We start from the raw sequence: 23,155 nt of genomic DNA, 5'->3' as shown, positions 1-23,155 counted from the left end.
GCAGGCCTACGGCTGCGTCGCGTTCCAGAGCATCGAGAGCCCGGCCGCGATCATGATCGCGTCCATCAAGAGGCGGAACACGTCCGGCTTGAGGTGCAGCACGAAGCGCTTTGCGATGAACGCGCCTGACATCAGCGAGGCCCCCGCGATCAGGCCCTTGAGGAACACATCGCCCGCGAGCGCGCCGAAACGTTCGAAGGTCACGGATTTCGCGAAATAGAGGCCGAGCGAAGAGGCCGCCTCGGTGGCGAGGAAGGCGCCCTTGGAGAGGCCGTAGAACAGGAACAGCGGCACGCTGAGCGGGCCGGTCGAGACCACGATGCCGGTGAGATAGCCGATGACCGCGCCGCCGATGGCGAGATGCCAGAGATTGGCCTTGAGGTCATGCCGCGCCAGCCAGTGCCGCACCGGCACCATCGCGATCAGGAAGATGCCGATGGCGAGATCCACGGCGTGCGAGGGCAGCGCCAGCAGCGTCCGCGCGCCGAGCGCGGCGGCCGGAATGCCCGTCACCGAATAGGCCGCGCAGGCCCGCCAGTCGACCTCGCGCCACCAGGCCAGGATCCGCGAGAAATTCGCCATCACGGAGGCCACCGCCATGATCGGCACGGCCTCCTTCGGCCCGTAGGCATAGACCAGCACCGGCATCAGCATGATCGACGAGCCGGTGCCGACGATGCCGGAAATGGTGCCGGCGAGCAGGCCGACGGTGAGGACGAAGAGAAAGGCCAAGGGCAGCGGCTCCGGGAATCGAACGAGTGTAGCCGGAGCAGGCGCTATGCGCGAATGCAGTTGCTGCACACCCGGTGTCGTCCCGGCCTAGCGCGCAATTGCGCGCGGGGGGCCGGGACCCATAACCACAGGGAGAAGTTTGGCGAAGAATCGTGGTTGCCAGCTCGTGCCACAACTTCTCCCGGGAGTATGGGTCCCGGCCTTCGCCGGGACGACATTGGAAGGCCGTGCTCAGGCCGTCTGGGCCAGTGCCGCGATCGCGCCACGCATCGGCATGCCGGTCTGCGCGCCCGACTTGAGGCACTTCTGGGCCGCCGCTTCGCATCCGACCTGGAGGGCGATTTGCAGCGGAACCTTCTCGTGGATCATCGCCGCAAACGCGCCGGCAAAGGTGTCGCCGGCCCCGGTGGTGTCGACCGGCGTGATGCGCGGGGCGGGTGCGCGCAAACGGGTTCCGGTCGCTGCGACAGCCAGGGCGCCTTGCGCGCCGGCGGTGACGATGCAAGTGAGGTCGCCGGCCTTCGCGAGGTCCGCGCTTGCTGTTTCGTAATCGGATGGAGCGAGGCCGATGGCGGTCGCGGCGTCGACCGCCTCGTGCTCGTTGACGAGGAGATAGTCGGTCACGGCGAGAAGCTCCGTCACCGTCTCACGCGTGATCTTCTCCGGAACCGGCGCGAGATTCCAGATGACGGTGCCGGAGGCCGAATTCGTCCGGCGCGCCGCTTCCAGCGCCTCTGCGAACGGCACCTCCATCTGGAGCACGAGCACCGTGTCGGGCCTGAAAAGCGCGGCTGGCAGGTCAGCGGCGCGCGCGGCCATGTTGGCGCCGCTGGCCACCGTGATTGCATTCTCGCCGGCCTGATCGACCGTGATGAAGGCGCAGCCGGTGGGCTCGTCGGCCCTGACGACGAGAGCGGTGTCGACGCCGTTCGTCCGGAGGTTCTCGATCGCGCTGTCGCCAAATCCATCCCGGCCGACGCGGCCCGCCATCCGGACCCGTCCTGCGCCAGCGATCCGCGCGGCGGCGACCGCCTGGTTGGCACCCTTGCCGCCGAAATGCGTCTGGTAGGACGGGGCGAGCACCGTCCGGCCGGGGCCGGGAATGACCGGGACCTGCGCGACCAGATCGATGTTGAGCGACCCGAACACCAGGATCATGGCGGGATGTCAGCCTTGCTCGTCCATGACGCGCAGCTTCTCGACGCGGCGGCGGAAATCCTCGTCGGTGGAGAATTCGGCGGAGAGGTAGGACGAGACGAGGTCCACGGCGAGCCAGGCGCCGACGATCTGAGCGCCGATGCACATGACGTTCACATCATCATGCTCGACGCTCTGATGCGCCGAATGCACGTCGTGGCAGACCGCGGCGCGGATGCCCTTCATCTTGTTGGCCGCGATCGAGGCGCCGACGCCGGTGCCGCACACCATGATGCCGCGTGCGGCTTCACCAGACGTCACCTTCTGCGCCACGGCGCGGGCGATATCGGGGAAGTCCACCGGCTTGTCGTCATAGGAACCGACGTCGATGATGTCGTGGCCGAGCTTGCGGATGTGGTCGATGACAGTCTGCTTGAGCGGCCAGCCGGCGTGGTCGGATCCGATGACGAGACGCATGTGATGTCCTTCTTGATTTGGCATTGACCGTGACAGCCGCAAAACGGCTGTCACGGGTCTCTCTGGTTTCAGCTACGCATGTCCGCCGGCAGATCGACGCCGTGGAATTTCTTGTAGATCGCGTTGAGCTTGCCGTTCTTGACGTTCTCGGTGATCCAGGCGTTGAGCTTGTCCATCAGGCGCGGCTCGCCCTTCTTCAGGCCGATGGCGAGGTCGAAGGTCGCCAGAGGGATCCGGGACTCGAACACGCGCGAGGGATTCTTGACGCCGATCTGGTTGATGATGGTCGCGGACGAGCCGACGCAATCGACCTGGCCGGATACGGCCGCGGTCACCATGGTGGCGTCGTCGTCATAGCGGGCGATCTTGAGGTCCTTGTCCTTCATGTTGGACAGGGTGGTGTCCTGCGTGGTGCCGCGCGAGACGCCGATCGACTTTTCCTTCACGTCGGGCCAGTCCTTGACCATCGACGACTTCAGGCAGCCGACATCGGATTGCAGTGTCGCATAGCGCTTGGTGAAGTCGATCACCTTGGCGCGCTCGGCCGTCACCGACAGGGTCGAGATGATGATGTCGGCCTTGCCGGTGAGGACGTTGGGGATGCGGGTCGCCCCCGTGGTCTGGATGAACTCGAGCTCGAGCCCCCAATCCTTGGCGAGCAGCTGCGCGACCTCGACGTCCGAGCCGGTCGGCTTCATGCTCGAGTCCATCATGCCCGAGGGCGGGATGGCGAGGTCGGTCGAGATCCGGATCTTCTTGGCCTGGGTGATGTCGTCGAGCAGATCGGCCGAAGCCGGCGTTGCTGCCATCATGATGAGGCCGCACAACGCGGCGGTGCCCAGCAATGTCTTGTTGGTCATTCTTGGTTCTCCTCTCCCTGTTATGATTTTAGGTTTCCCGTCCCCACGAATTGCGTGAGTTCGGGCGTCGTCGGCGTCGTCAGGATCGAGGCGGGTCCGGTCTCATGGACCTTGCCGCGATGCATGAACACGATCCGGTCGGCGATGCCTTTGGCAAAACCCATCTCATGGGTGACCATCACCATGGTCATGCCGTCGGCCGCGAGTTGCTCGATCACCTTCAGCACTTCGGCGGTGAGCTCTGGATCGAGCGCGGAGGTGACCTCGTCGAACAGCATGACCTTCGGCTGCATCGCCAGCGAGCGGGCGATCGCGGCGCGCTGCTGCTGGCCGCCGGAGAGCTGCTCGGGATAGGCGTGCAGCTTCTCCTCCAGTCCGACCTGCGCCAGCACTTTTCGTGCGAGATCCTTCGCCCGGGCCGTCGCCATGCCCTTCACCGCGCAAGGCGCGAGCGTGATGTTCTGCTCGATCGTGAGATGCGGAAACAAATTGTAGCTCTGGAACACGATGCCGACGTCCTGGCGCAACGCGCGCAGGTCGACGTCAGGACGATCGACGCGGTGGCCGCAGACGACGATCTCGCCGCCGTCGACCTTCTCGAAACGGTCGATGCAGCGCAGCGCGGTGCTCTTGCCGGAGCCGGAGCGGCCGATCAGCGCCAGCACCTCGCCGCGCTCGACGGCAAAGGAGACGCCGTCGAGCACACGGAGCGGGCCGAAGCTCTTCTGCACGTTGCGGAGCGACACGATGGGGGCGGAGGAGGTGTTCTGCTGCATGTCAAGCCGGTGCGAGGTTGGATCTGCCGCGCCCCATCCGCCGCTCCAGCCTCTGGCTGAACAGCGACAGCGGATAGCACATGGCGAAATAGGTGACGGCGATGATGGCGTAGATGGCGAACGGCTCGAACAGCGAGTTGTTGACGATCTGGCCTGAGCGCATCAGCTCGACGAAACCGACCACCGAGGCGAGCGAGGTGTTCTTGATGATCTGCACCATGAAGCCGACGGTCGGCGGCGTCGCGATGCGGATCGCCTGCGGCAGGATCACCTTGATCATGCGCTGGGTCCGCGTCAGCGCGAGACCTTCGGCGGCCTCCCATTGCGGCTTCGGCACGGACTGGATGCAGCCGCGCCAGATCTCGCCGAGATAGGCGGCGACGTAGAGCGTCAGCGAGGCGCTTGCGGCCACAAGCGGCGAGACCTTGAGCCCGATCGCGGCGAGGCCGAAATATCCCAGGAACAGGATGACGAGCAGCGGCGTGCCCTGGACGAGCTGAACATAGACGGCGCTGGCGAGCCGCACCGATTTGAGCGGCGAGATCCGCGCCAGGGCGATCACGAAGCCGACGATGCCGCCGCCGATCAGCGCGATCACCGACAGGCCAATGGTCCACAGCGCGCCCTGGCCGAGGAACATCAGATGGTTGACGTTGAGATGTCCGCCCATGCTCATCTCACAGCGGTGTGCCGAGCCGGCGCCGGCGCGGAAACAGCACGAGGCCGAGGCCCCAGAAGCCCGCACGCATCACCAGCGACAGGATGACGTAGAGCACGGCGACGATGATGTAGGTCTCGAACGCGCGATAGGTGTCCGACTGGATGTAATTGGCGACCGCGGTGAGCTCCTCGGCCGAGATCTGCGAGCAGACCGAGGAGGCCAGCATCAGGAGCACGAACTGGCTGGTCAGCGCAGGATAGACCTTCTCGACCGCCGGCAGCAGGATGATGTGCCAGTAGATCTGCAGGCGCGACAGCGCCAGCCCTTCGGCCGCCTCGATCTGTCCGCGCGGGATCGCCTCGAAGCCGGCGCGCATGATCTCGGCAGTGTAGGCGCCGACATTGATCGTCAGCGCGGCCACGGCGACCGCGAAGGCGGAGAATTTCAGCCCCAGGCTGGCGAGGCCGAAATAGACCAGGAAGATCTGCACCAGCAGCGGCGTGTTACGGATGGTCTCGACATAGGCCTTGCAGGCGCCTGATATCAGTGCGTTGTGCGTGCCGCGCCCGACCGCCGCGAGCGTGCCGAGCAGGGCGCCGAGCACCGTCGCGAAGGCGGCCAGCTCCAGCGTGAGGACGGCGCCGGCGAGAAAACTCGGCCAACGCTCCAGCACTGCGGGAAAGTCGAGTTGCAGGCTCATCGCCGTTGCTTCAGCCGGTGGTCTGGTTGGTCATGCGGTCATAGACGCGGAACAGCGCCTGGTTGCCGTTGCTGCCTTCGCCATGCGCGCGTGCATCGACGTATTGGCTGGTGACCAGCGCGGTGCCGGGCAGGGGTACGTTGAGTGCCTGTGCGTGCTCTTGCACCAGGCGGAGGTCCTTGAGCTGCAGATCGATCCGGAAGCCGGCGGATACGTCGCCCGCGATCATCGCGGGGCCGAGCTTGTCGAGCATCCAGGAGGCGGCGGAGCCGCCGAGCAGCACCCGGCGCAGCAGATTGAGATCGAGGCCCGAAGCGCGTCCGAGCGCCAGCGCCTCGCAGATCGCCTGAATGTTGATGCCGCAGATCAGCTGATTGCAGAGCTTGACCGTCTGACCGGCGCCGGACGCGCCGACATGGGTGATGGTGGTGCCCATCGCACGGAAGAACGGCTCGGCTTCGGCGAACGCGGCCGCATCGCCGCCGGCCATGATCGAGAGTGCGGCGTTCTTGGCGCCCACCGGCCCGCCCGAGACCGGCGCGTCGATGAAGCTGACGCCAGTCTTTTGCAGGTCGGCATGGATGCGGCGGACCGCGACCGGCGAGATCGTGCTCATGTCGACGATGAGCTTGCCTGGCGGTGGTGACTTCAGGAGGCCGTGCTCGCCGTAAACGGTCGCCTCGACATGGGGCGTGTCGGGCAGCATGGTGATGACGATGTCGGCGCTTTCAGCTGCATCGGCGGGGCTCTTGGCGCGCGTCGCGCCTTCCTTGACGCTGTCGGCCAGTGCGGTCTCGTTGAGATCGAAGACGCGCACCGTGTGCCCGGCGATGAGCAGGTTGCGCACCATTTCCCGGCCCATCGTGCCGATGCCGATGAAGCCGACATTGCCCTTGTCGTTCCGTCCCATGTTATCGATCCGTTTCTTGGTTAGTTTCTTGGTTGGTCAGCGATCAGCCTGAAGCGCTGGTCTTGTCGACGTCGCCGACGACAGCGCGCCTGCGGTATTCGTCGCCAATGGCAAAATGCTTGCGTAGCGTCGCATCCGCGCGCTCCGGATCGCGCGCGATGACGGCTTCGAAGATGCGGCGGTGGTCTTCGATCAGATAGGTCTTCATCGACGGGAAGGCCTGCACCAGCTCGCGGCGGCTGCGATGCGAATGCGTCAGCAGGCCCGCCATCGAGCTGTGCAGGACCGTCAGCGTCTCCGAATGCGAGGCCACGACGATGGCGCGGTGGAATTCGAAATCGGCCATACCGCCGGCATCGGCCTCGTCGATCGTCTCCCCGATCTTCGCGAGGGCGCGCTGCAGGCGCTCGAAATCGGCGATGTTGGCGCGCTCGCAGGCGAGCCGGATCGCCTGGCATTCGATCGCGACGCGCGCCTGCATGACGTCGTCGAGCATGTCGGCCTGCTGGGCCAGCGCGAAGGTGAAGAAGTCGTTCAGCACGGAGACGTCTGGCCGCGTCACCACGGTGCCGATGCGGTCGCGGATCTCGACGATGCCGAGCACGGTGAGGGCGCGCAGTGCTTCGCGGACGATCGGCCGGCTGACGCCGAGCAGGGTTGCCAGCTCGCGTTCGGAGATCAGGCGGTCGCCGGGCTTGAGCGAGCCTGCAAGCAGGCGCTCGCGCAGGAAGGCGAACACCTTCTCGAACCCTTTTTCGCCCTCAGTGGTCCGCTTGAGCTCCATCCCCGTCCCGTTTGGTCTGATCCGTTTGGTCTGATCTTGGTCAGACCAGTATGCTAACCAATCGGCTGAGGTCAAGAGGTTCGCGCCCCTGGCCGGGAAGTGGGGCGAGGCGGCTTCAGTAAGCGTCTGCTAAGGCATTGAATCGATTAGGGCCGGCTACTGTGCATGGGGTTGTTTTTCGTCTTTTTTGTTGGGCGGCCCCGGACGCCGCCAACCCCTGCGCGCCTTGCTGCTGACAGCATGTTGGCAGCAGCGGGCGGCTACGACCATCTCCTGACAAATGGGGAGAGCGGGTCATGCCGATCGAGGCAAGCTGTCATTGCGGTGAGACGGTGTTCGAGGTGACGGAGGCGCCTTCGAGCGTGACCCGCTGCACCTGTTCGCTCTGCGCCAAGCGCGGCGCGTTGTGGGCCTATTACACGCCGGCGCAGTTTCGCCTGTTGTCGCCGGCGGACAATGTCTCGACCTATCTCTGGGGCAGCCGCACGGTCAAACATCATTTCTGCGCGAGTTGCGGCTGCGGCACCTTTTCGGAGTCGCCGGACTGGTCGAGCGGCAAGCCCGATTTCGACAATCCCAAGGTCGCGGTGAACGCGCGCCTGTTCGACGATTTCGATCTCGAGGCGGTGCCGGTGAACATGATCGACGGCAAGAATTTGTGGTGAGGGTCACCGCAACACCACCCAGGCCGGCGCATGATCGCTCGCGCCATCCTCGCCGCGAACATTCTTGTCGACACCGGCTTTCGCGAGGCGCGAGACGAGGGCAGGGCTGAGCAGGAGATGATCGAGCCTGAGGCCCGCATCGCGCGACCAGCGGTTTCGCTTGTAGTCCCAGAACGTATAGATGCGTTTCTCCGGATGCAGCGCGCGGATCGCATCGCACCAGCCTTGTTCGACCAGCGAGGCAAAGGCCGCGCGGCTCTTCGGCTGGATCAGTGCATCCTTGTCCCATGAACGCGTCGGATAGATGTCGATCTCGTCAGGCGCGACGTTGTAATCGCCGGCGAGCACCACGGGCAGGTCCTGCTTGATGAAGGTTTTCGCGTGGTGCTTGAGCCGCGCGAACCAGTCGAGCTTGTAGTCGAATTTCGGTCCCGGCTGCGGATTGCCGTTCGGCAAGTAGATGCTGGTGACGATGATGCCGCGCACGGCGGCTTCGATATAGCGTGCTTCGAGATCATCAGGCTTTCCCGGCAAGCGATCGCGGGTGAGCACCGGCTCGGCGTTGCGGGCGAGGATGGCGACGCCGTTCCACGTTCTTTGTCCACACCACACCGCGCCGTAGCCGGCCTTTTCGATGGCAGCGGCCGGAAATTCGCCATCACTTGCCTTCAACTCCTGAAGTGCGACGACATCTGGCTTTGCCGCGCGCAGCCATGCCAACAGATTGGGCAGGCGGCGGTTGACGTTGTTGATGTTGAATGTCGCGATCTTCATGTAGAGCTACCGGCTCTCGCCTTCCGCCTTCCGGAGATACAATGTCCAAGTTGAGCTTTGCCGCTATTGCATTCGTCGTCGCGTTCTCCGGGGCAACTTCGGCACAGTCAGCCGAAACGCGCGGTGCGTGCAAGGCGGACTACGACAAATTCTGCGCCGGCATTGCGCCGGGCGGCGGCATCGTCGCCTGTCTCAACGCAAAGCGCGACCAGCTCAGCGCCACCTGCAAGGCGGCGCTGGACAGCAGAAGGAAGAAGTAGGCCTCGGTCTTTTAGCCCGGCAGCGGCGGCGGGGCTGCCTGCTGCTCGATCGGCGGCGGTGAGGGCGGCTGCTCGGCTGCCGCCGCCGGAGCCGGCTTTGCCAGCGGCTCGACCACGTTGCCGCCCTTGTAGACGCGGGCGTAGCGGTGGCCGAGGCTGGTCAGCACCTCGTAGCCGATGGTGCCGAAATGATGCGCGAGCTCGTCGACGGTGATGCCTTCGCCGAGCAGCGTCACCATGTGGCCGCGACGTGCGGCGTTCGGCGGCAGATCGGTGATGTCGATCGCGATCAGGTCCATGGAGACGCGGCCCGCGACCGGGCAGCGCTTGCCCGCGACGATCACCTCGGCGCCGCGCGTGCCGTCGTTGGAGCTGGCGGCGCGGAAATAGCCGTCGGCATAACCAACCGCGATGATCGCGAGCTTGGTCGGCCGCCGCGCGGTCCAGGTGCCGCCATAGCCGACGGTCTCGCCGCGCTCGACATTGCGGACCTGCACGATGCGCGCCTTGAGATCGGCAACCTGCTGCATCGGATTGTCGGCCTCCGGCGTCGGATTGACGCCGTAGAGCGCAGCCCCTGGCCGCACCAGGTCGAACTGGAAGGGCGCGCCCAGGAAGATGCCGGACGAGTTGGCGAGCGCTGCCGGCACGCCTGAGAATTCGCTGGCAATGCCGCGGAAGGCAGCAAGCTGCTTGGCATTGACGGGGCTGTTGAGCTGCTCGGCCGAGACCAGATGGCTCATGACGAGCGTGATGCCGTGATCGCCGGCGTTGATGCGGGGGATGATCGCCTGCGCTTCCGATAACGTCAGCCCGAGCCGGTTCATGCCGGTGTCGATGTGGATTGCGGCGCCGCCGTTCCAGCCGGTGCGGCGGCAGAACACGTCCCATTCAGCGAGCTCGTTGAGATCGCCGATCACGGGCCGGCAGTTGATCTGGGCGTAATGCTCGCCGGTGTTTTGGAAGTAGCCGCCGAGCACGTAGATCGTGGGTTCCGGCACGGCCGCGCGCACCTTGCGCGCTTCCTCGATGGTGGCGACGAAGAAGGTCTTGCAGCCGGCCTTGCTCAGCGCGCGCGCGACCTGCTCGGCCCCGCAGCCATAGGCGTCGGCCTTGATCACCGCCGAGCATTCGGCCGGCACCGCCGTCTTCTCGAGCTTGCGCCAATTGGCGATGATCGCGTCGAGATCGACGGTGAGCACACCGCCATAGGCAGCGAGCGCGGCAGCCTGATTGGCCTCCGCGGAGAGAAGGCCGGATTGCAGGTTCATTTTCGGGTCGGACGCCATTGTCATGGCGCCGTTTTACGCAAGAGGCGGGTCTGGTTCAAGGAACTCAGTAGTCGTTGTCGCTGCGAGCCGGCAGCTGGCTGTCAGGCGCGAGGTCGCCGAACCGCGTGACCGAGGCTTCGAACGCCAAATCGACGGTGCCTGTCGGACCGTGACGCTGCTTGCCGATGATGACTTCGGCTTTTCCGTGCGCAAGACTCATGTCGAGCTGCCACTTCTCGTGTTCAGGCGTGCCTGGGCGGGGCTCCTTCATCGCGAGGTAATATTCCTCGCGGTAAACGAACAGGACGACGTCGGCGTCCTGCTCGATTGATCCGGACTCACGCAAGTCGGAGAGCTGCGGCCGCTTGTCGTCGCGGGATTCGACCTGGCGTGAGAGCTGGGACAGCGCGATCACGGGAACGTTGAGCTCCTTGGCGAGCGCCTTCAGGCTGGTCGTGATCTCCGTGATTTCCTGCACGCGGCTGTCGCTGGCGCGCTTGCCCGAGCCGGACAAGAGCTGGATGTAGTCGATCACCAGCAGATCGAGGCCCTTCTGGCGCTTGAGCCGGCGCGCGCGCGCCATCAGCTGCGCGATCGACAGGCCACCGGTCGCGTCGACATAGAAAGGCAGCGATTGCAGCTCGATCGAGACCTCCCGGATCTTCTCGAAATCGGCTTCCGAGATGCCGCCGCGGCGGATGTGGGAGGAGGGGACGCCGGTGCGTTCGGCCACGATACGCGTGGCGAGCTGGTCGGCCGACATTTCGCAGGAGAAGAAACCGATCACACCACCATTGGCGGCCTTCATGGTGCCGTCGGCCTGCAGCTCCGGCACATAGGCCTTGGCGACGTTGTAGGCGATGTTGGTGGCCAGCGACGTCTTGCCCATGCCCGGGCGTCCGGCCACGATGATGAGGTCGGAGTGCTGCAGGCCGCCCATCTTGGTGTCGAGGTCGCGCATGCCTGTCGAGATGCCGGACAGCTTTCCGTCGCGCTGGAACGCCTTTGCAGCGAGGTCGACGGCGACCGCCAACGCCTGCGAGAATTTCTGGAAGCCGCCGTCATAACGGCCGGACTCGGCGAGTTCGTAGAGCTTGCGCTCAGCGTCCTCGATCTGCGCCCGCGGCTGGAAGTCGACCGGCGCGTCATAGGCGACATTGACCATGTCCTCGCCGATGCCGATCAGGTCGCGCCGCAATGAAAGGTCGTAGATGGTGCGGCCGTAGTCCTGGGCGTTGATGATGGTGGTCGCTTCGGCCGCCAGCCGCGCCAGATATTGCCCGATGGTCATGCCGCCGACATCGGTATCGGCGGGCAGGAACGTCTTCAGTGTGACGGGCGTGGCGATCTTGCCCATCCGGATCAGGCTGCCGGCGGTCTCGAAGATGGTCTGGTGCAGCGGCTCGAAGAAATGCTTCGCCTCCAGGAAGTCGGAGACGCGGTAAAAGGCATCGTTGTTGACCAGGATGGCGCCCAGAAGGCTCTGTTCCGCCTCGATATTATGCGGAGCACTCCGATAGGCAGGAGTTCCGGCCTCGGGCGCGAGTTTGAGAACGTTCGAATCAGTGAGGGCCATGGTCGGACGTGCTTAGCAATTTTCTTGGGCAGATGCGGGGCCGGGATAAAGCGCCGCCTCAAGCCAAAGCGGAAGCGAAAGCTGTCCGCTATCAACCGCTCAGTTAAAATGGTGGATGATTAGCAGCCGCAGCATGCGCCGCGCTTGACGGATTTCGGCGGAACTCGCCCGCCCCAAATGGCGACTAGGCCCTGGCCATGGAAAAAGCCCGAAACCATGAACCTTATGGATTGGCGCGCAGACCTATCTGGAAGCGCGCGAAATGTCGCGCACTGGCCGCCTTCGGCTCGGCTTCAGACCAGCAGGAGGTAGACCAGCGCAACAAGCGCCGCCCCAACGCCCGTGACGATCAGGGCGTAATCGGTGCGGAGGTCGTCCTGCACGTCGAATGAGGTTTGGGTCTCTTTGCTCATGGCGACGGTCTAAGCCGGACCCGACCAGACTTATGTGAAACAGATCACATCCCCCCGGATTCTTTCGGGGTAGGGCCGGAACAGGCAGGCGGGCAGGGGATTGTCCCAACCCGAAACGGGAAGACGAGGCGAGCGATGCGGCCAGAACGGCAGCAGCAGATCTGGCGGAGCGAGGCAGGCAGCCGGCTTTGGCTGTCCGGGCTGATCGCGGCCATGCAGCACGCCGAGCGCCCCGAAGTGCGCCGCCAGCCGGTCGCCCCCGAGATCCTGGTCGAACTGCGGGCGCAATTGGCGTTAACGGCCTCTTTCCGTTCATCCCCGATATCGACGCTGCGTCATTAGAACCTATTCACCTGCGAGCTTCAGCCTTGTCTTGGCGCCGCCTTCGATGGCCCGCAGGCGGGATTCATTGCGTGCGATGTAGTCACGGGTGATCGGCACCACGCCCTGACGCTTGGTGAGCTGGATCTGGAAATTCATCATGGCCTGCTTGCGGAACGTCATCTCGCAGGCTGCCAGATAAAATTCCCACATCAGCGCGAAGCGCTCGTCGTAGAGCTGCACGGCCTCCTCGCGGCGGGCCATGAAGCGCTCCCGCCAGGCCTTCAGCGTCTCGGCGTAGTGCAGGCGCAGGATCTCGATGTCGCAGACCAGAAGGCCGGCCCGCTCGATCGCCGGCAGTACCTCCGACACCGCTGGGATGTAGCCGCCGGGGAAGATGTATTTGGCGATCCAGGGATTGGTCGAATCCGGCCCCTGCGAACGGCCGATCGAGTGCAGCAGCATGACACCGTTCTCGTTCAGCAGTTCGGCGCAGCGCTGGAAGTAGGCATCGTAGAACCTCGCCCCGACATGTTCGAACATGCCGACCGAGACGATGCGGTCGAACGGCCCGTCGATGTCGCGATAGTCCTGGAGCAGGAATCTCGCCGATCCCGTCAGGCCCTTTTCGGCCGCGCGCGCATTGGCGATCTGCAGCTGCTCGGTCGACAGCGTGACGCCGGTGACGTCGGCGCCTGCGATCTCGGCGAGATAGAGCCCGAGTCCGCCCCAGCCCGAGCCGATGTCGAGCACGCGCTGGCCGCGCTTGATGAGCAGCTTTGCCGCGATGTGGCGCTTCTTGGCGAGCTGCGCATCGTCGAGGGTCGTCTCCGGCGTCTCGAAATAGGCGCAGCTATACTGCTTGTCGGCGTCGAGGAAGAGCGAATAGAGCCGCGCATCGAGGTCGTAGTGATGGGCGACGTTGGCGCGGGAACGCGAGCGCGGATTGAATTGCTTGAGGTGCCGCGTCAGGTAGCGCAGGTGCCACCAGGGCTTTGCCCACTGCGGCAATAGGTCGGGTTGATCGAGCAGGATCGCGAGGGCATCAGCTATGGTGCCGCGTTCGACCACGAACTCGCCGTCCATATAGGCCTCGCCAAGCCCGAGCTCGGGATTGACGAGGATCTTCCGCTCCGCCTCGGCAGTGATGAAGCGCACTGCGACCGGCTCGCCTGAGCCGTCGCCGACAGTGAACTTCGATCCCGCCGCCGTGGTCACCGTCATCGAGCCGCGGCGGATGAACTGAGACAGAAATCGACGCAACAATCGGTCCATCGACACCTTCCTCTCGAGCGAACCCGAAGAGATGCGACTAACCCGGCCTTCACATCTGACGCTCAGGGTCCCGCTCGGGTTCCTATGCGTTTGCATCTAAATTTAGGGAGGATGTTCCGGCCCCGCTATTGCGTTGTGTTCAATGCGGATATTCGAAAAGCGCTTAACCACACCTTGCGCGCCGAGCCTGCTTCCATTCGCGGCTCAATCCGCTAAAAGGTGACCCGCCGGCGCGCCGGATTGCCGGGTGCGCGGAAAATCAATGGAGATGATGGGAATGTCGAGCCGAGCGCTCAGCCTCGCGACGGTATTGCTTCTGATTGGCTTCGGCGCGACCGATGCCGTCTTTGCGCAGGCGACGAACCTCGAGGCCGGCAAGACCCCGTCCCAGCTCTTCGCGCAGACCTGCAATGCCTGCCACAAGAGCCCCCGCGGGCTGCTGAAGTCCGTGGCGCCGGGCTCGCTGCCGGCCTTCCTGCGCCAGCACTACACCACGAGCTCGGACATGGCGGGCATCCTCGCCTCCTATCTCGTCTCCAACGGCGCCACCGACACCCGCTACCAGGCCAAGGACGGCAAGAAGGACGGCGCCAAGGAGAAGGAAGCCGCAACCGCGCCCGGTCAGGCGCCCGAACATCAGGGCCGCCGTCAGCGCTCCCAGGAGGCCGCCAAGCCGGAGGGCGAGGGCGCAGCTCCGCCTGCCGAGGGTCGCCAGAAGCGTGCCGCGCGGCCGGCTGAGGAAGGCGCAAAGCCCGAGGGCCAGCCGGCGCCAGAGGGACGCAAGGGCAAGCGTCGCGGCAAGCCCGAGACCGAAGACGCGCCGAAGGTCGACGCCGCCGCGCCGGCCACTGAGGACAAGAAGAGCGAGCCGAAGGCGGAGTCGAAGCCCGAGACCGCGAAGGTGGACTCCGGTGAAGCCAAGTCAGAAATCAAGCCGTCCGAGAAGCCCGCCGAAGCCAAGCCCGATACCGCCAAGGTCGAGCCGCGCGGCAGCGAAGCTCCGGCGCTGCGGCCCGATCCGGTGCCGCAGGTGACGCCGGCTCCGCCGGCCGCCGCAAAGCCCGTTGAGCCGGCCGCGCCCAAGGCGGCGGAAGAGGCGGCTCCCAAGCAGGCCCCGCCTGCCGCAAGCTCCGAACCGGCGGCCAAGCCGCAGGAGTCGGCGCCCGCGACCGCTGCGGCCCCGCCGCCGGCGGAATCCTCGGGCCCGCCGGCCCCGCCGATCTCGCGGTAAGCCCCATTTTCCGATCGAGTTGCGAAGGCCGCGTCATCGCGGCCTTCGCGTCGTATTGACTGCAATTGGAGCAATACTCTAGAGTAACACTCTAGGAGGCTCGAATGACGGCGAGCGTGCGTGACGACCTATTGGCAGCCGGGCTTGTCGTGTTCGACCGCGTCGGCTTCGAAGCTGCAACGGTGGCGGCGATCCGCACCAAAGCGCGCGCCTCCAACGGCAGCTTCTTTCATGTCTTCGGCTCGAAGAAGGAATTGGCGGGTGCGCTGTTCCTCGAGGTGCTCAGGCACTATCACGCCGCGGTGCTGGCCGCGCTCGACCCCGTTCCCGATGCCGAGCAGGGCATCGACCGCCTGATCCGGGCTCATCTCGACTGGGTCGTCTCGAGCCGGCGCGAGGCGCGCTATCTCTTCGAGATCTCCCGCAGCGAATGGAGCGAGGACGTCCGCGATGCCCAGCGCGCGCAGAATGCGCGGCTTGCCGAAGGCATCGAGCGCTGGCGCGCGCCGCTGGTTGCGGATGGCGAGCTCCTGCCGATGACGCCGGTGATGTTCGTCAGCCAGCTGATCGGCCCGGCACAGATTTTCTGCCGCGCCTTCCTGTCGGGGCGTGATCGCGCCGATCCGCGCAGTGAAGCCGACATGCTGATTGCCTGCGCCAACCGCGCGCTGCGCCCGCCCGATCGCATCAACAAGTAATAAGGAGAGGCCTCATGCGAACCGAAGCAGATCCCGACTTCGAGCCGATCGCTGCGCGCATCCACGCCAATGTCGGCCGGCAGGGCTTTATGAACCTGGTCGGCGCCGAGCTGTCGGACTTGTCGCGCGGCACCTGCACCATCGCCGTGGAGCGGCGGCCGGAGCTGTTGCAGCAGCACGGCTTCTTCCACGGCGGCGTCACCGCCTTCCTGGTCGACAATGCGACGACGATCGCGGCGGCCACCTCGCGCGGCCAGCCGGCGCTGACGGCGGAATACAAGCTCAACCTGTTGTCGCCCGCGGTCGGCGAGAAGCTGATCTGCCGTGCCAGGGTGATCAAGCCGGGCCGCCAGGTCTCGGTGGTCGCCGCCGACGTGTTCTGCGTCAGCAACGGCGTGGAGAAGCATACGGCAACCGCACTCGCCTCGATCGCGATGCTGAGCGAGGACGTCGGCGTAAAAACGAAAAGCCCGGCCGCCTGAGGCGACCGGGCTTTTGATCATCTTCGTCATTCCGGGGCTCGCGAAGCGAGAACCCGGAATCTCGAGATTCCGGGTCTGGTCCTTCGGACCATCCCGGAATGACAACGTTGGAGTTACTTCTCTTCCGCAGCCGGAGCCGGCTCGACCTCGTCGTGCTGGGCTTCCGGATCGAAGAACTCGCCGGCGGCGGCGATCGCCTCGGCGGCCGCATCGCGGTCCTCGTTGCGGGTCGAGATGTCTTCGCCGCGGTTGATGCGCTCGGCCTCGTCCTGGCTGCGGGCAACCGTGACGGTGATCTCGACCTCGACCTCGGGGTGAACGGCAACGGTGACGGTGTGCTTGCCGATGGTCTTGATCGGTGCGTCGAGCTGCACCTGCGGACGATCGAGGTGGACGCCGTCGGTCTCGAACGCGGCGACGATGTCGCGCACCGTGACCGAGCCGAACAGCTGGCCGGCTTCGGAGGCCTGGCGGATCACGATGATGTTCTTGCCCTCGATCTTCTCGGCGACCTTGGACGCCTCGCCCTTGGCCTGGAGATTGCGCGCCTCGAGATCGGCCTTCATGCCGTCATACTTGGCGCGGTTGTCGGCGGTGGCGCGCAGCGCCTTGCCGCGCTTGAGCAGGAAATTGCGGGCATAGCCGTCGCGAACTTTCACGACTTCGCCCATCTGGCCCAGCTTGTTGACGCGTTCCAGCAAAATGACTTCCATATTCGTTCTCCTTTGAAGTGCTCTGGGTTTCAGTTTCAGGGTTGGACTTAAGGGGTTGGCAGCGGCGGCGGCTGCCGGTTGCGCAGGAAGCGCTCGCGGAAGCCGAACACGGCGTCCGCAAGGCCGAGGATCACCATCGCGATGACGGGCCATCCGAACACGACCACGACGGCATAGGTCGAGCCGAGCCAGAAGGTGCGGCTCTTCAGCGCGAGCGTCAGCGTGTGCAGCACGGCAAAGCCGGTGAGCGCATAGCCCATCATCAGCGCGGCCGTTGTGATCTGCGCGACGATCGCGAGCAGCCCGCCGGTGAAGCAGAAGGCGAGCGCGATACAGAGCGCCACCAGCGTCATCGGCGGCAGCTCCGCCGTCTTCAGATCCGGCCAGGGACGGCGCAGCCGGCCCGATGTCGCCGTGACCTTGGCGCTGAGCCAGAGGTTGAGGGTCAGCGTCATCATCGCGACGATGGTCGCTGCGGCCGGCGCGATGCGCACCAGCGCATCGACGAACTGGCTGGCGTCGGCAGAGGTCTGCGGATCGGTGGTGCGGAGGATGCGCATCAGGCCGCGCTGCAATGTGGCGGTGATGGTCTCGGCGTCGGTGCCGAGCGTGAGCAGGGCCGCGATCGTGGTCAGCGTGGCGAAACCGGCGATCCACAGCAGCAAGCGTCCGACCGGATACCACTCGAGCTCGGGCTCGGCGGGCGGCTCGGTGGCGGAAGCGTCTGGCGCGACGGGGCTGACCTGCCGGCTGAGCAGGACGAGATGGCCGAGCCACCAGGCCGGCAGCGCGACGGTCACGGCGAAAGCGATGCAGTAGGGCAGGCCGAACAGGGCGCCAAGGCCGATCGCAGCCGTGATGCCGCCAAGGCTCGCGCAGAGCGGTCCCCAGCCGATCGAGGCGACCATCAAGGGCAGCGGTGCGAGATAGAACAGGACGAGCGAGATCAGCGCGCCCGAAACGATCGAGGCGAACATCAGGGCCGACGCAGCGCCGGCGATCAGGGCTATCAGTCCAAAGGCCATCATCAGCTGTCCCGCTCCCTTCGAGCGGTTAGAGCGAGACCAGCGGAACGCTAGTATTATCAGAGGCTTATGCAGGTCGGTCAATGCTCTGTAGCAGAAACCGTAGCAGAAACCTCAGCTCGCTCAGCCCTGCGAACTACCTCGCGGCAGTCGCAAACGAATGAGGCTCCCCACGGGAGCCCCAAACCAATGCCGGCCTTCTATCTACTTTCGCCCTGATATTCAACGCCCAATCTGATGGGCGGCGTCGAGCAGGTCGTCGAAGGTTCCCGGCATGACATGGCGATAGGTCTACCGGATCGTTGCCACTGAGACTCCGCAGTAGAGTAGCTGCAATCAGTTTCCATCTACCGGCGGCGCATGACATAACGGCCAGCGACATCGGGTGGGTGGTCGTACCTTCGAATGCCAACCACGTTGATGATCGTGCAGACCACGATGACGCGCCGCATCCGGACGGCCTATGAGCGCCGCTGCGTTTCCGCCATTGCGATGGCTCGTTTCTCCAGCACTGTCATCTCGACTCTGATCTTGGCCGCGAGGCCATGGTCGGATTGAGCTTCGGCTTCTTTGAGGGCGCCCTCAAGATCATTCAGTTCGAGCAGGATTTCAGCTACTTCGTTGCCGAACGCATAGGTCGAGTCGGTCTTCATCCTCTCCGCGTGACCGATGTTCACGACCCTATACTCGCCATCGACCATAATCCCGGTCGGACCTGTGCCTTCGGGAAAGCCCAGGCTCTTGTTAATATCCTTCAGTAGGCGATTTGCCTCGCGTGCATTCGCTCGTCGCTCGGTCTCCTCCCGCTCACGTTGCTGTCGGCCCTTCCTCGCGAGAAGGATGACCGCGACCAGTACGACACCGCCTAGGACCAGAAACAACTCGCCCATTACCCGGCTCCTTCCTACCTCAATCAGCAGCTTGGGTTGCGCCGCATTTGTGGCGACAACGACCTAGGCAAACTGATCCCGCAACGACACACCACTCAGCAGATCGCGTCGCGTTGTCAGTGCTGGCACGTCCTTCCATTCTTTTCCGTTGAAGGCGTTGACTTTGGCCGAGACCACCTCAGTTTTGCACTTCGGGCAGCCATGGAGGTCAAACGAGATCAGCGCCTTCTGCCCATTGCGATCAAGGGTACGTACTGCCGGCGACCACGCCATCACACCCTGTACCGTTTCAAGATTGCCCGCCTTGAATAGGTCTATGATCTTGCTCGCCTCGTCGAACGTCAGCTCTTTCGTTTTCTTGGTTTTGAGCTTGCGCAGATACGAACCGCACTCAGCGCAGCGCCACAGGCCTTTGATGAGGAAGAATGTGGCCGCACCGCCGATCAGGAAGCCGACGAACTCGATGCCCGCCAGCGCGTAACCCATCTGGCCTACTTCTCCGGAATCAACTCCGGCGCCCCGGCCAACTCGCATGTGTGCTTTCGTCAGGACGAGATCAACGTAGCTGCCGAAGTCGATCAGATCCGCGACTTTGCGGCCATCGTCGAGAACGAACGTCGTGTAGTCGAGAAAATAGATGAGGCCCATGGTCGCAGCGGCGATGACCACCATGAGGATGGCATCGACGACCGTTGGCCGGATGTTGAAATATCTCGCGGCAAGAATTGCGCCGCTCGCCCCGAGCATCCCCACACAGACGGCTCCGGCAGGGACGACGAACCATAGCTTGAATGTGAAGAAGTTGAGCCCAATTATCCTAGTGATGATGACGTTGGCGACTGCGACCAGGACGCAAGTGATTGCCATCGAGATCAGAAGAATGATGTGCTTCATGACGAAACCTCGTCGGAAAGTTCAGCAATGAGTCGGTCGGTGTCGAGTGCAAATTCTTTCCAGGCCACGCCGGCCACTAGGCCTATGACGAAGCCCGCGAGGTGCGTGGCATAGGCGACACCGCTGGCCAGTTCTCCGACCTCTACAGCGCTCCATATCTGAAGAGCGATCCATGCGGATGAGAACTGCCACGCGCGTAGGTATGGCACGCGCAGAAACGGGACGATGCGCAGTTTCGCCCGGGGAAAGACGATAGTGTATGCGCCCATGAGGAACGACAACGCGCCCGATGCGCCGACGATAGGGACGGGGGAGGCCGGGCCGATCAACCACGACCCCAGAAACGACAAGGCCCCAAGTCCGACGAATGCTGCCGCGAACACGGCCGGGCCTACAAGATTTTCAATGGAGCGCCCGAAGGCATATAGGAAGATTAGGTTCCCGACCAGATGCACCGAACCTGAGTGAACAAACTCGGCGGTGAACAGCGTGTAGAACGACACAACGGGGTGCAGGCTAAAGTCTACAGGGGTGAACGCAAGCGCCCTCACGGTGCCTGCGGTCGCGCCTGCCAGCATCACGACAGCGGTCGCGAGCGCGCAGGCGACTGCGATGATGTGCGTGGCGACGGCTACGCGCTTTCGGCGCAGATTGTCTCCGAATACCACGACCATAGGTAGCCCCCTGACCTAATGCGCAATTGTGAGGTCAAAATCAGCAAGGTGCAAGAGTAGGTCGTGGGGATGCGGTCCATGTCCACGTTGACAATCCTAGTCGTGATATCCTTTCGCATAATGGTCGAGATATCGGCCATTTTCGAGCAGTTCCAGACCAATCCTGTTCGCATCCGGGCCGATCGGTCCGAAGGTTTTGGTAGTGTCGTACGACTCGATCTTCAGCTTCACTTCGAGACCATCTTCGCCGACTAGCCGCAACTCATAGGCGATTGAGGTCTTGTCCAAGGAGTCGCCCTTGAGGCCTTCGGCTTTGGCCGCGTCGAGAGCATAGAGGTAATTCTTCTTGCTCTCCGCCTCGTCCACTGCCGCCTTCAGCTTTTCAAATACGTCGCGTGCTTTGGCCATCTGCTCACTCAAAAAGGGGGGCGCTGCATACTTCTCCACATACCAGCCCGGTCAAGTCCTAGCATCCCGCTTGCCTTGAAATGATCAGCGTACCGGACCTGAGGGCGGCGCGGGTCAATCGTCTTTGCACTCGCGATCGACATAGGCCATCCACCCATCCACGCCCGCGTATTCACGGGCCAAGCCATCGAGCAGAATCCGGCGGTGACCTTCAGCGGGGATAGACCCCTCAAGCATCATCAAGAAATGAGCTTGGCGAGAGTCATCGCTGTCCGCCATGATCACTGCGAAGGCGTCTTCATCTGGGTTCATGACGATGGTTCGCGCCAAGGGCAGCGCCCTGGCTTTCATGATCGCGTACAGGTCTGCCATTGGGTTCCGATCAATTCTGGTGTGAGGTTGCGGCCAAGATGGGCAGCATTCAACAAACGTCAACCTGGCCGGAGTTGAAGCGGCGCCGACGCGCACAGCTCGATGGTCCTGGCGCCCGGATCGCCGAGCGCGCATGGGCGGGGCGGGTAGAGAGAACGGAGCCTCAACCGTAGCAGTTTCGTAGCAGGAACGGTGCGAAAAACCCGGGTACGCAACGTGAACCGGCGGCACTGCATGCGTTGATTCTATTGGGGAAAATTGTTGTCGTTCAAACGAGCGGTTAGAGGCGTCCTGCCCCAACCATCGGCAACCGGACGACCCGGAAGCCTTATGAGTTCAGAAAAAGTCGCGACCGGCGGCGATCGCCGCCGGTCGTATTCGTCTTAGCGAATGACGTAGGGCAGCAGGCCCAGGAACCGCGCGCGCTTGATGGCGCGGGCGAGTTCACGCTGCTTCTTCGCGGACACCGCGGTGATGCGGCTCGGCACGATCTTGCCGCGCTCGGAGACGTAGCGCATCAGCAGCTTGGAGTCCTTGTAGTCGATCTTCGGAGCATTGGCGCCCGTGAACGGGCAGCTCTTGCGGCGACGGAAAAACGGACGGCGTGCACCAGCTTCAGCCATTGATCTTACTCCCCATCCGTCGTGGTTTCAGCTTCTTCGCGCGGACGGCGCGGGCCGCGATCACCGCGGAAGCCGCCGTCGCGATCGCCGCCACGGAAACCACCCTCGCGGTCGCCACGGAAGCCGCCTTCGCGCTCGCCGCGGAAGCCGCCGCCACGGTCGTCACGCTCGCGATCACGGTCGGCCTTGCGCATCATCGCGGACGGGCCTTCCTCGAGCTCCTCGACGCGGACGCTCAGATAGCGGATCACGTCTTCGCTGATGCGCTCCTGGCGCTCGATCTCGGCGATCGCCGCGGACGGCGCGTCGATGTTGAGCAGCACGAAGTGCGCCTTGCGGTTCTTGTTCATGCGGTAGGTGAGGGAGCGAACGCCCCAATTCTCGGTCTTGGTGACCTTGCCGCCGAGACCTTCGACGATGCCGGTCATCTGCGCAGTCAGCTCTTCGACCTGCTGCGGGCTCGCGTCCTGACGCGCGAGAAAAACATGCTCATAGAGAGCCATGGTGGTCCTTTCCTCATGTTGGCGCATCACCCGGCGTCAAGCCCTTAAGAGACCTTCGGAAAGGACTCTGGGATTAAGCTCAGAAGGCGGAAACACGGGACGACGGGCCGACTGGCCCTGCCACACCAAAATCACGAATGATTTGCTGAGACCGTCCGTTCAGCTCCCGGCCGGGGTCTGCGGATGCGCGCCTTATACGGATTTTGGTCGGCTTTGCAAGGTTGGGGGCCAGATTTCGACCCCGGGGGCGCCTGCGGGCATAGGCGAGACCAGCTTCCACCATCATACCAGCTTGATTTATTTGTTTGTATAGCATACAAATAAGTCAACGGGAGGATCCAATGGCAGACAAATCTGCCCATGCGCCATCCGAGCCGGCTGCCGGCGACCCCAAGCATGCGGCGCGCGCCACGCGCTCGGCCGGCCGCAAGATGCGCTCGCTGCTGCTGGATGCGGCAAGCCCGCTGTTCCGGGAGCGGGGACTGTCGGGCGCTTCGATCACGGACATCGCGGCTGCCGCGAACGCATTCCCGAGCCAGATCACCTATTATTTCCGCACCAAGGAGGCGCTGTTCGTCGAATGCGCCTGCCGCGACCTGCTGTACCTCGCCCGTGCGACCGAGCAGGCTGCGCTGAAGGCGCGCACGCCGCGGGAGTACACCCATGCGCTGGCCGAGACGGTGACGGCGAGCGATTCGGTCGCGTTCTTCGCCGAGGCGCTCACCCTGACACGTCGGCGCCAGGATCTGGCGCCGCTGGTCGAGCGCACCATTGAGCGCCTGCACGCCGAGGGCGCGCGGGCCTATGCCGGCCAGGTGGCGCGCCACGGCTGGCGCTCCCTGCGCGCGCCCGACGAGAGTTCACGGCGGTTCTGGGCCGTCGCCATCGGCGTCATCCTGGAAGGCTATGCCATGGGCCGCTCGCCGGATGAGCTCTGCGCCGAGATGCTGCGTGTGCTTGGCGAGCAGGCGAAGTCCACGGGCGAGGCTGCGCGCCTGCGCCTCGTCGACGACCGCGATGCAGCTCCCCCTTCGGACGAGGAGAATTAGG

General features: G+C 64.3%; 29 protein-coding genes. 7 read left to right on the top strand and 22 right to left on the bottom strand.

Features of this window, described 5'->3' with window-relative positions; translation table 11 throughout:
• Positions 1–6: 6 nt before the first annotated feature.
• From JQ592_RS12045 to JQ592_RS12005, 9 genes are all read right to left on the bottom strand, one after another.
• Positions 7–732, bottom strand: coding sequence for a sulfite exporter TauE/SafE family protein (locus JQ592_RS12045; protein WP_211403072.1), 726 nt, complete (start codon positions 730–732; stop codon positions 7–9).
• A 231-nt stretch (positions 733–963) separates the two neighbouring features.
• Complete coding sequence (locus JQ592_RS12040; RefSeq protein ID WP_211403071.1) at positions 964–1,890, bottom strand: ribokinase; 927 nt, start codon at positions 1,888–1,890, stop codon at positions 964–966.
• Between the two features lie 9 nt (positions 1,891–1,899).
• The gene (gene rpiB, locus JQ592_RS12035; protein WP_211403070.1) at positions 1,900–2,346 is read right to left on the bottom strand and encodes a ribose 5-phosphate isomerase B; all 447 of its coding nucleotides are present in this window, start codon (positions 2,344–2,346) and stop codon (positions 1,900–1,902) included.
• Positions 2,347–2,414: 68 nt separating this feature from the next.
• A complete protein-coding gene (locus JQ592_RS12030) occupies positions 2,415–3,206 on the bottom strand; it encodes a transporter substrate-binding domain-containing protein (RefSeq protein ID WP_211403069.1) in 792 nt (263 codons plus the stop codon).
• A 20-nt stretch (positions 3,207–3,226) separates the two neighbouring features.
• Positions 3,227–3,982, bottom strand: a complete 756-nt coding sequence (locus JQ592_RS12025) for an amino acid ABC transporter ATP-binding protein (protein ID WP_211403068.1) — start codon at positions 3,980–3,982, stop codon at positions 3,227–3,229.
• Between the two features lies 1 nt (position 3,983).
• Positions 3,984–4,652: an amino acid ABC transporter permease gene (locus JQ592_RS12020; protein WP_211403067.1), complete on the bottom strand. Its 669-nt coding sequence runs from the start codon at positions 4,650–4,652 to the stop codon at positions 3,984–3,986.
• Positions 4,653–4,659: 7 nt separating this feature from the next.
• Positions 4,660–5,343, bottom strand: coding sequence for an amino acid ABC transporter permease (locus JQ592_RS12015; RefSeq protein ID WP_211403066.1), 684 nt, complete (start codon positions 5,341–5,343; stop codon positions 4,660–4,662).
• A gap of 10 nt (positions 5,344–5,353) precedes the next feature.
• Positions 5,354–6,253: an NAD(P)-dependent oxidoreductase gene (locus JQ592_RS12010; protein WP_211403065.1), complete on the bottom strand. Its 900-nt coding sequence runs from the start codon at positions 6,251–6,253 to the stop codon at positions 5,354–5,356.
• Positions 6,254–6,296: 43 nt separating this feature from the next.
• Complete coding sequence (locus JQ592_RS12005) at positions 6,297–7,037, bottom strand: FadR/GntR family transcriptional regulator (RefSeq protein ID WP_211403064.1); 741 nt, start codon at positions 7,035–7,037, stop codon at positions 6,297–6,299.
• A gap of 296 nt (positions 7,038–7,333) precedes the next feature.
• Between JQ592_RS12005 and JQ592_RS12000 the strand changes: the two genes are divergently transcribed.
• The gene (locus tag JQ592_RS12000; protein WP_211403063.1) at positions 7,334–7,702 is read left to right on the top strand and encodes a GFA family protein; all 369 of its coding nucleotides are present in this window, start codon (positions 7,334–7,336) and stop codon (positions 7,700–7,702) included.
• Between the two features lie 3 nt (positions 7,703–7,705).
• Here JQ592_RS12000 and JQ592_RS11995 read toward each other — a convergent pair whose 3' ends face one another.
• Complete coding sequence (locus JQ592_RS11995) at positions 7,706–8,476, bottom strand: exodeoxyribonuclease III (protein ID WP_211403062.1); 771 nt, start codon at positions 8,474–8,476, stop codon at positions 7,706–7,708.
• A 41-nt stretch (positions 8,477–8,517) separates the two neighbouring features.
• Between JQ592_RS11995 and JQ592_RS11990 the strand changes: the two genes are divergently transcribed.
• A complete protein-coding gene (locus JQ592_RS11990; protein ID WP_211403061.1) occupies positions 8,518–8,736 on the top strand; it encodes a hypothetical protein in 219 nt (72 codons plus the stop codon).
• Between the two features lie 11 nt (positions 8,737–8,747).
• On the opposite strand, the gene alr is transcribed toward JQ592_RS11990, so the two are convergent.
• Positions 8,748–10,007 carry an alanine racemase gene (alr, locus tag JQ592_RS11985; protein WP_433996415.1) on the bottom strand — a complete coding sequence of 420 codons (1,260 nt, stop codon included), beginning with the start codon at positions 10,005–10,007 and terminating at the stop codon, positions 8,748–8,750.
• A gap of 64 nt (positions 10,008–10,071) precedes the next feature.
• A complete protein-coding gene (locus tag JQ592_RS11980) occupies positions 10,072–11,583 on the bottom strand; it encodes a replicative DNA helicase (protein ID WP_211403060.1) in 1,512 nt (503 codons plus the stop codon).
• 548 nt (positions 11,584–12,131) lie between these two features.
• Here JQ592_RS11980 and JQ592_RS11975 point away from each other — a divergent pair.
• Positions 12,132–12,338, top strand: coding sequence for a transcriptional regulator (locus tag JQ592_RS11975; protein ID WP_211403059.1), 207 nt, complete (start codon positions 12,132–12,134; stop codon positions 12,336–12,338).
• 3 nt (positions 12,339–12,341) lie between these two features.
• On the opposite strand, the gene JQ592_RS11970 is transcribed toward JQ592_RS11975, so the two are convergent.
• On the bottom strand, positions 12,342–13,592 hold the full coding sequence (locus tag JQ592_RS11970) for an SAM-dependent methyltransferase (RefSeq protein WP_211403058.1): 1,251 nt from the start codon (positions 13,590–13,592) through the stop codon (positions 12,342–12,344).
• A gap of 277 nt (positions 13,593–13,869) precedes the next feature.
• Between JQ592_RS11970 and JQ592_RS11965 the strand changes: the two genes are divergently transcribed.
• From JQ592_RS11965 to JQ592_RS11955, 3 genes are all read left to right on the top strand, one after another.
• A complete protein-coding gene (locus JQ592_RS11965; RefSeq protein ID WP_211403057.1) occupies positions 13,870–14,823 on the top strand; it encodes a hypothetical protein in 954 nt (317 codons plus the stop codon).
• A gap of 104 nt (positions 14,824–14,927) precedes the next feature.
• A complete protein-coding gene (locus JQ592_RS11960; protein WP_211403056.1) occupies positions 14,928–15,521 on the top strand; it encodes a TetR/AcrR family transcriptional regulator in 594 nt (197 codons plus the stop codon).
• 14 nt (positions 15,522–15,535) lie between these two features.
• Positions 15,536–16,003: a PaaI family thioesterase gene (locus tag JQ592_RS11955; protein ID WP_211403055.1), complete on the top strand. Its 468-nt coding sequence runs from the start codon at positions 15,536–15,538 to the stop codon at positions 16,001–16,003.
• A gap of 113 nt (positions 16,004–16,116) precedes the next feature.
• Here the strand turns inward: JQ592_RS11955 and rplI are convergent, their stop codons facing one another.
• The 9 genes from rplI to rpsF form a co-directional block, all read right to left on the bottom strand.
• Positions 16,117–16,716 carry a 50S ribosomal protein L9 gene (gene rplI, locus JQ592_RS11950; protein ID WP_183239590.1) on the bottom strand — a complete coding sequence of 200 codons (600 nt, stop codon included), beginning with the start codon at positions 16,714–16,716 and terminating at the stop codon, positions 16,117–16,119.
• A gap of 47 nt (positions 16,717–16,763) precedes the next feature.
• Positions 16,764–17,744, bottom strand: coding sequence for a DUF2232 domain-containing protein (locus tag JQ592_RS11945; protein WP_211403054.1), 981 nt, complete (start codon positions 17,742–17,744; stop codon positions 16,764–16,766).
• Positions 17,745–18,202: 458 nt separating this feature from the next.
• The gene (locus tag JQ592_RS11940; RefSeq protein WP_211403053.1) at positions 18,203–18,631 is read right to left on the bottom strand and encodes a hypothetical protein; all 429 of its coding nucleotides are present in this window, start codon (positions 18,629–18,631) and stop codon (positions 18,203–18,205) included.
• 63 nt (positions 18,632–18,694) lie between these two features.
• Positions 18,695–19,525: a hypothetical protein gene (locus tag JQ592_RS11935; RefSeq protein ID WP_211403052.1), complete on the bottom strand. Its 831-nt coding sequence runs from the start codon at positions 19,523–19,525 to the stop codon at positions 18,695–18,697.
• Entirely contained in the window at positions 19,522–20,199 is a 678-nt protein-coding gene (locus tag JQ592_RS11930; protein WP_211403051.1) for a rhomboid family intramembrane serine protease, read from the bottom strand. Before JQ592_RS11930 ends, JQ592_RS11935 begins: the two co-directional genes overlap by 4 nt.
• 96 nt (positions 20,200–20,295) lie before the next feature.
• Entirely contained in the window at positions 20,296–20,607 is a 312-nt protein-coding gene (locus JQ592_RS11925) for a hypothetical protein (RefSeq protein ID WP_211403050.1), read from the bottom strand.
• Between the two features lie 114 nt (positions 20,608–20,721).
• Complete coding sequence (locus tag JQ592_RS11920; protein ID WP_211403049.1) at positions 20,722–20,979, bottom strand: hypothetical protein; 258 nt, start codon at positions 20,977–20,979, stop codon at positions 20,722–20,724.
• 383 nt (positions 20,980–21,362) lie between these two features.
• Positions 21,363–21,602, bottom strand: a complete 240-nt coding sequence (rpsR, locus tag JQ592_RS11915) for a 30S ribosomal protein S18 (protein WP_007592020.1) — start codon at positions 21,600–21,602, stop codon at positions 21,363–21,365.
• Between the two features lie 5 nt (positions 21,603–21,607).
• Entirely contained in the window at positions 21,608–22,105 is a 498-nt protein-coding gene (gene rpsF / locus JQ592_RS11910; RefSeq protein WP_020607995.1) for a 30S ribosomal protein S6, read from the bottom strand.
• Between the two features lie 341 nt (positions 22,106–22,446).
• On the opposite strand from rpsF, the gene JQ592_RS11905 reads away from it, so the two are divergent.
• Positions 22,447–23,154 carry a TetR/AcrR family transcriptional regulator C-terminal domain-containing protein gene (locus JQ592_RS11905; RefSeq protein ID WP_211403048.1) on the top strand — a complete coding sequence of 236 codons (708 nt, stop codon included), beginning with the start codon at positions 22,447–22,449 and terminating at the stop codon, positions 23,152–23,154.
• Position 23,155: the final 1 nt, after the last annotated feature.

The organism is Bradyrhizobium iriomotense (assembly GCF_018129405.1).
GTDB classification, from domain to species: domain Bacteria; phylum Pseudomonadota; class Alphaproteobacteria; order Rhizobiales; family Xanthobacteraceae; genus Bradyrhizobium; species Bradyrhizobium iriomotense_B.
The sequence above is the reverse complement of the archived record's forward strand: the minus strand, read 5'-3'. Positions and strand labels throughout refer to the sequence as shown.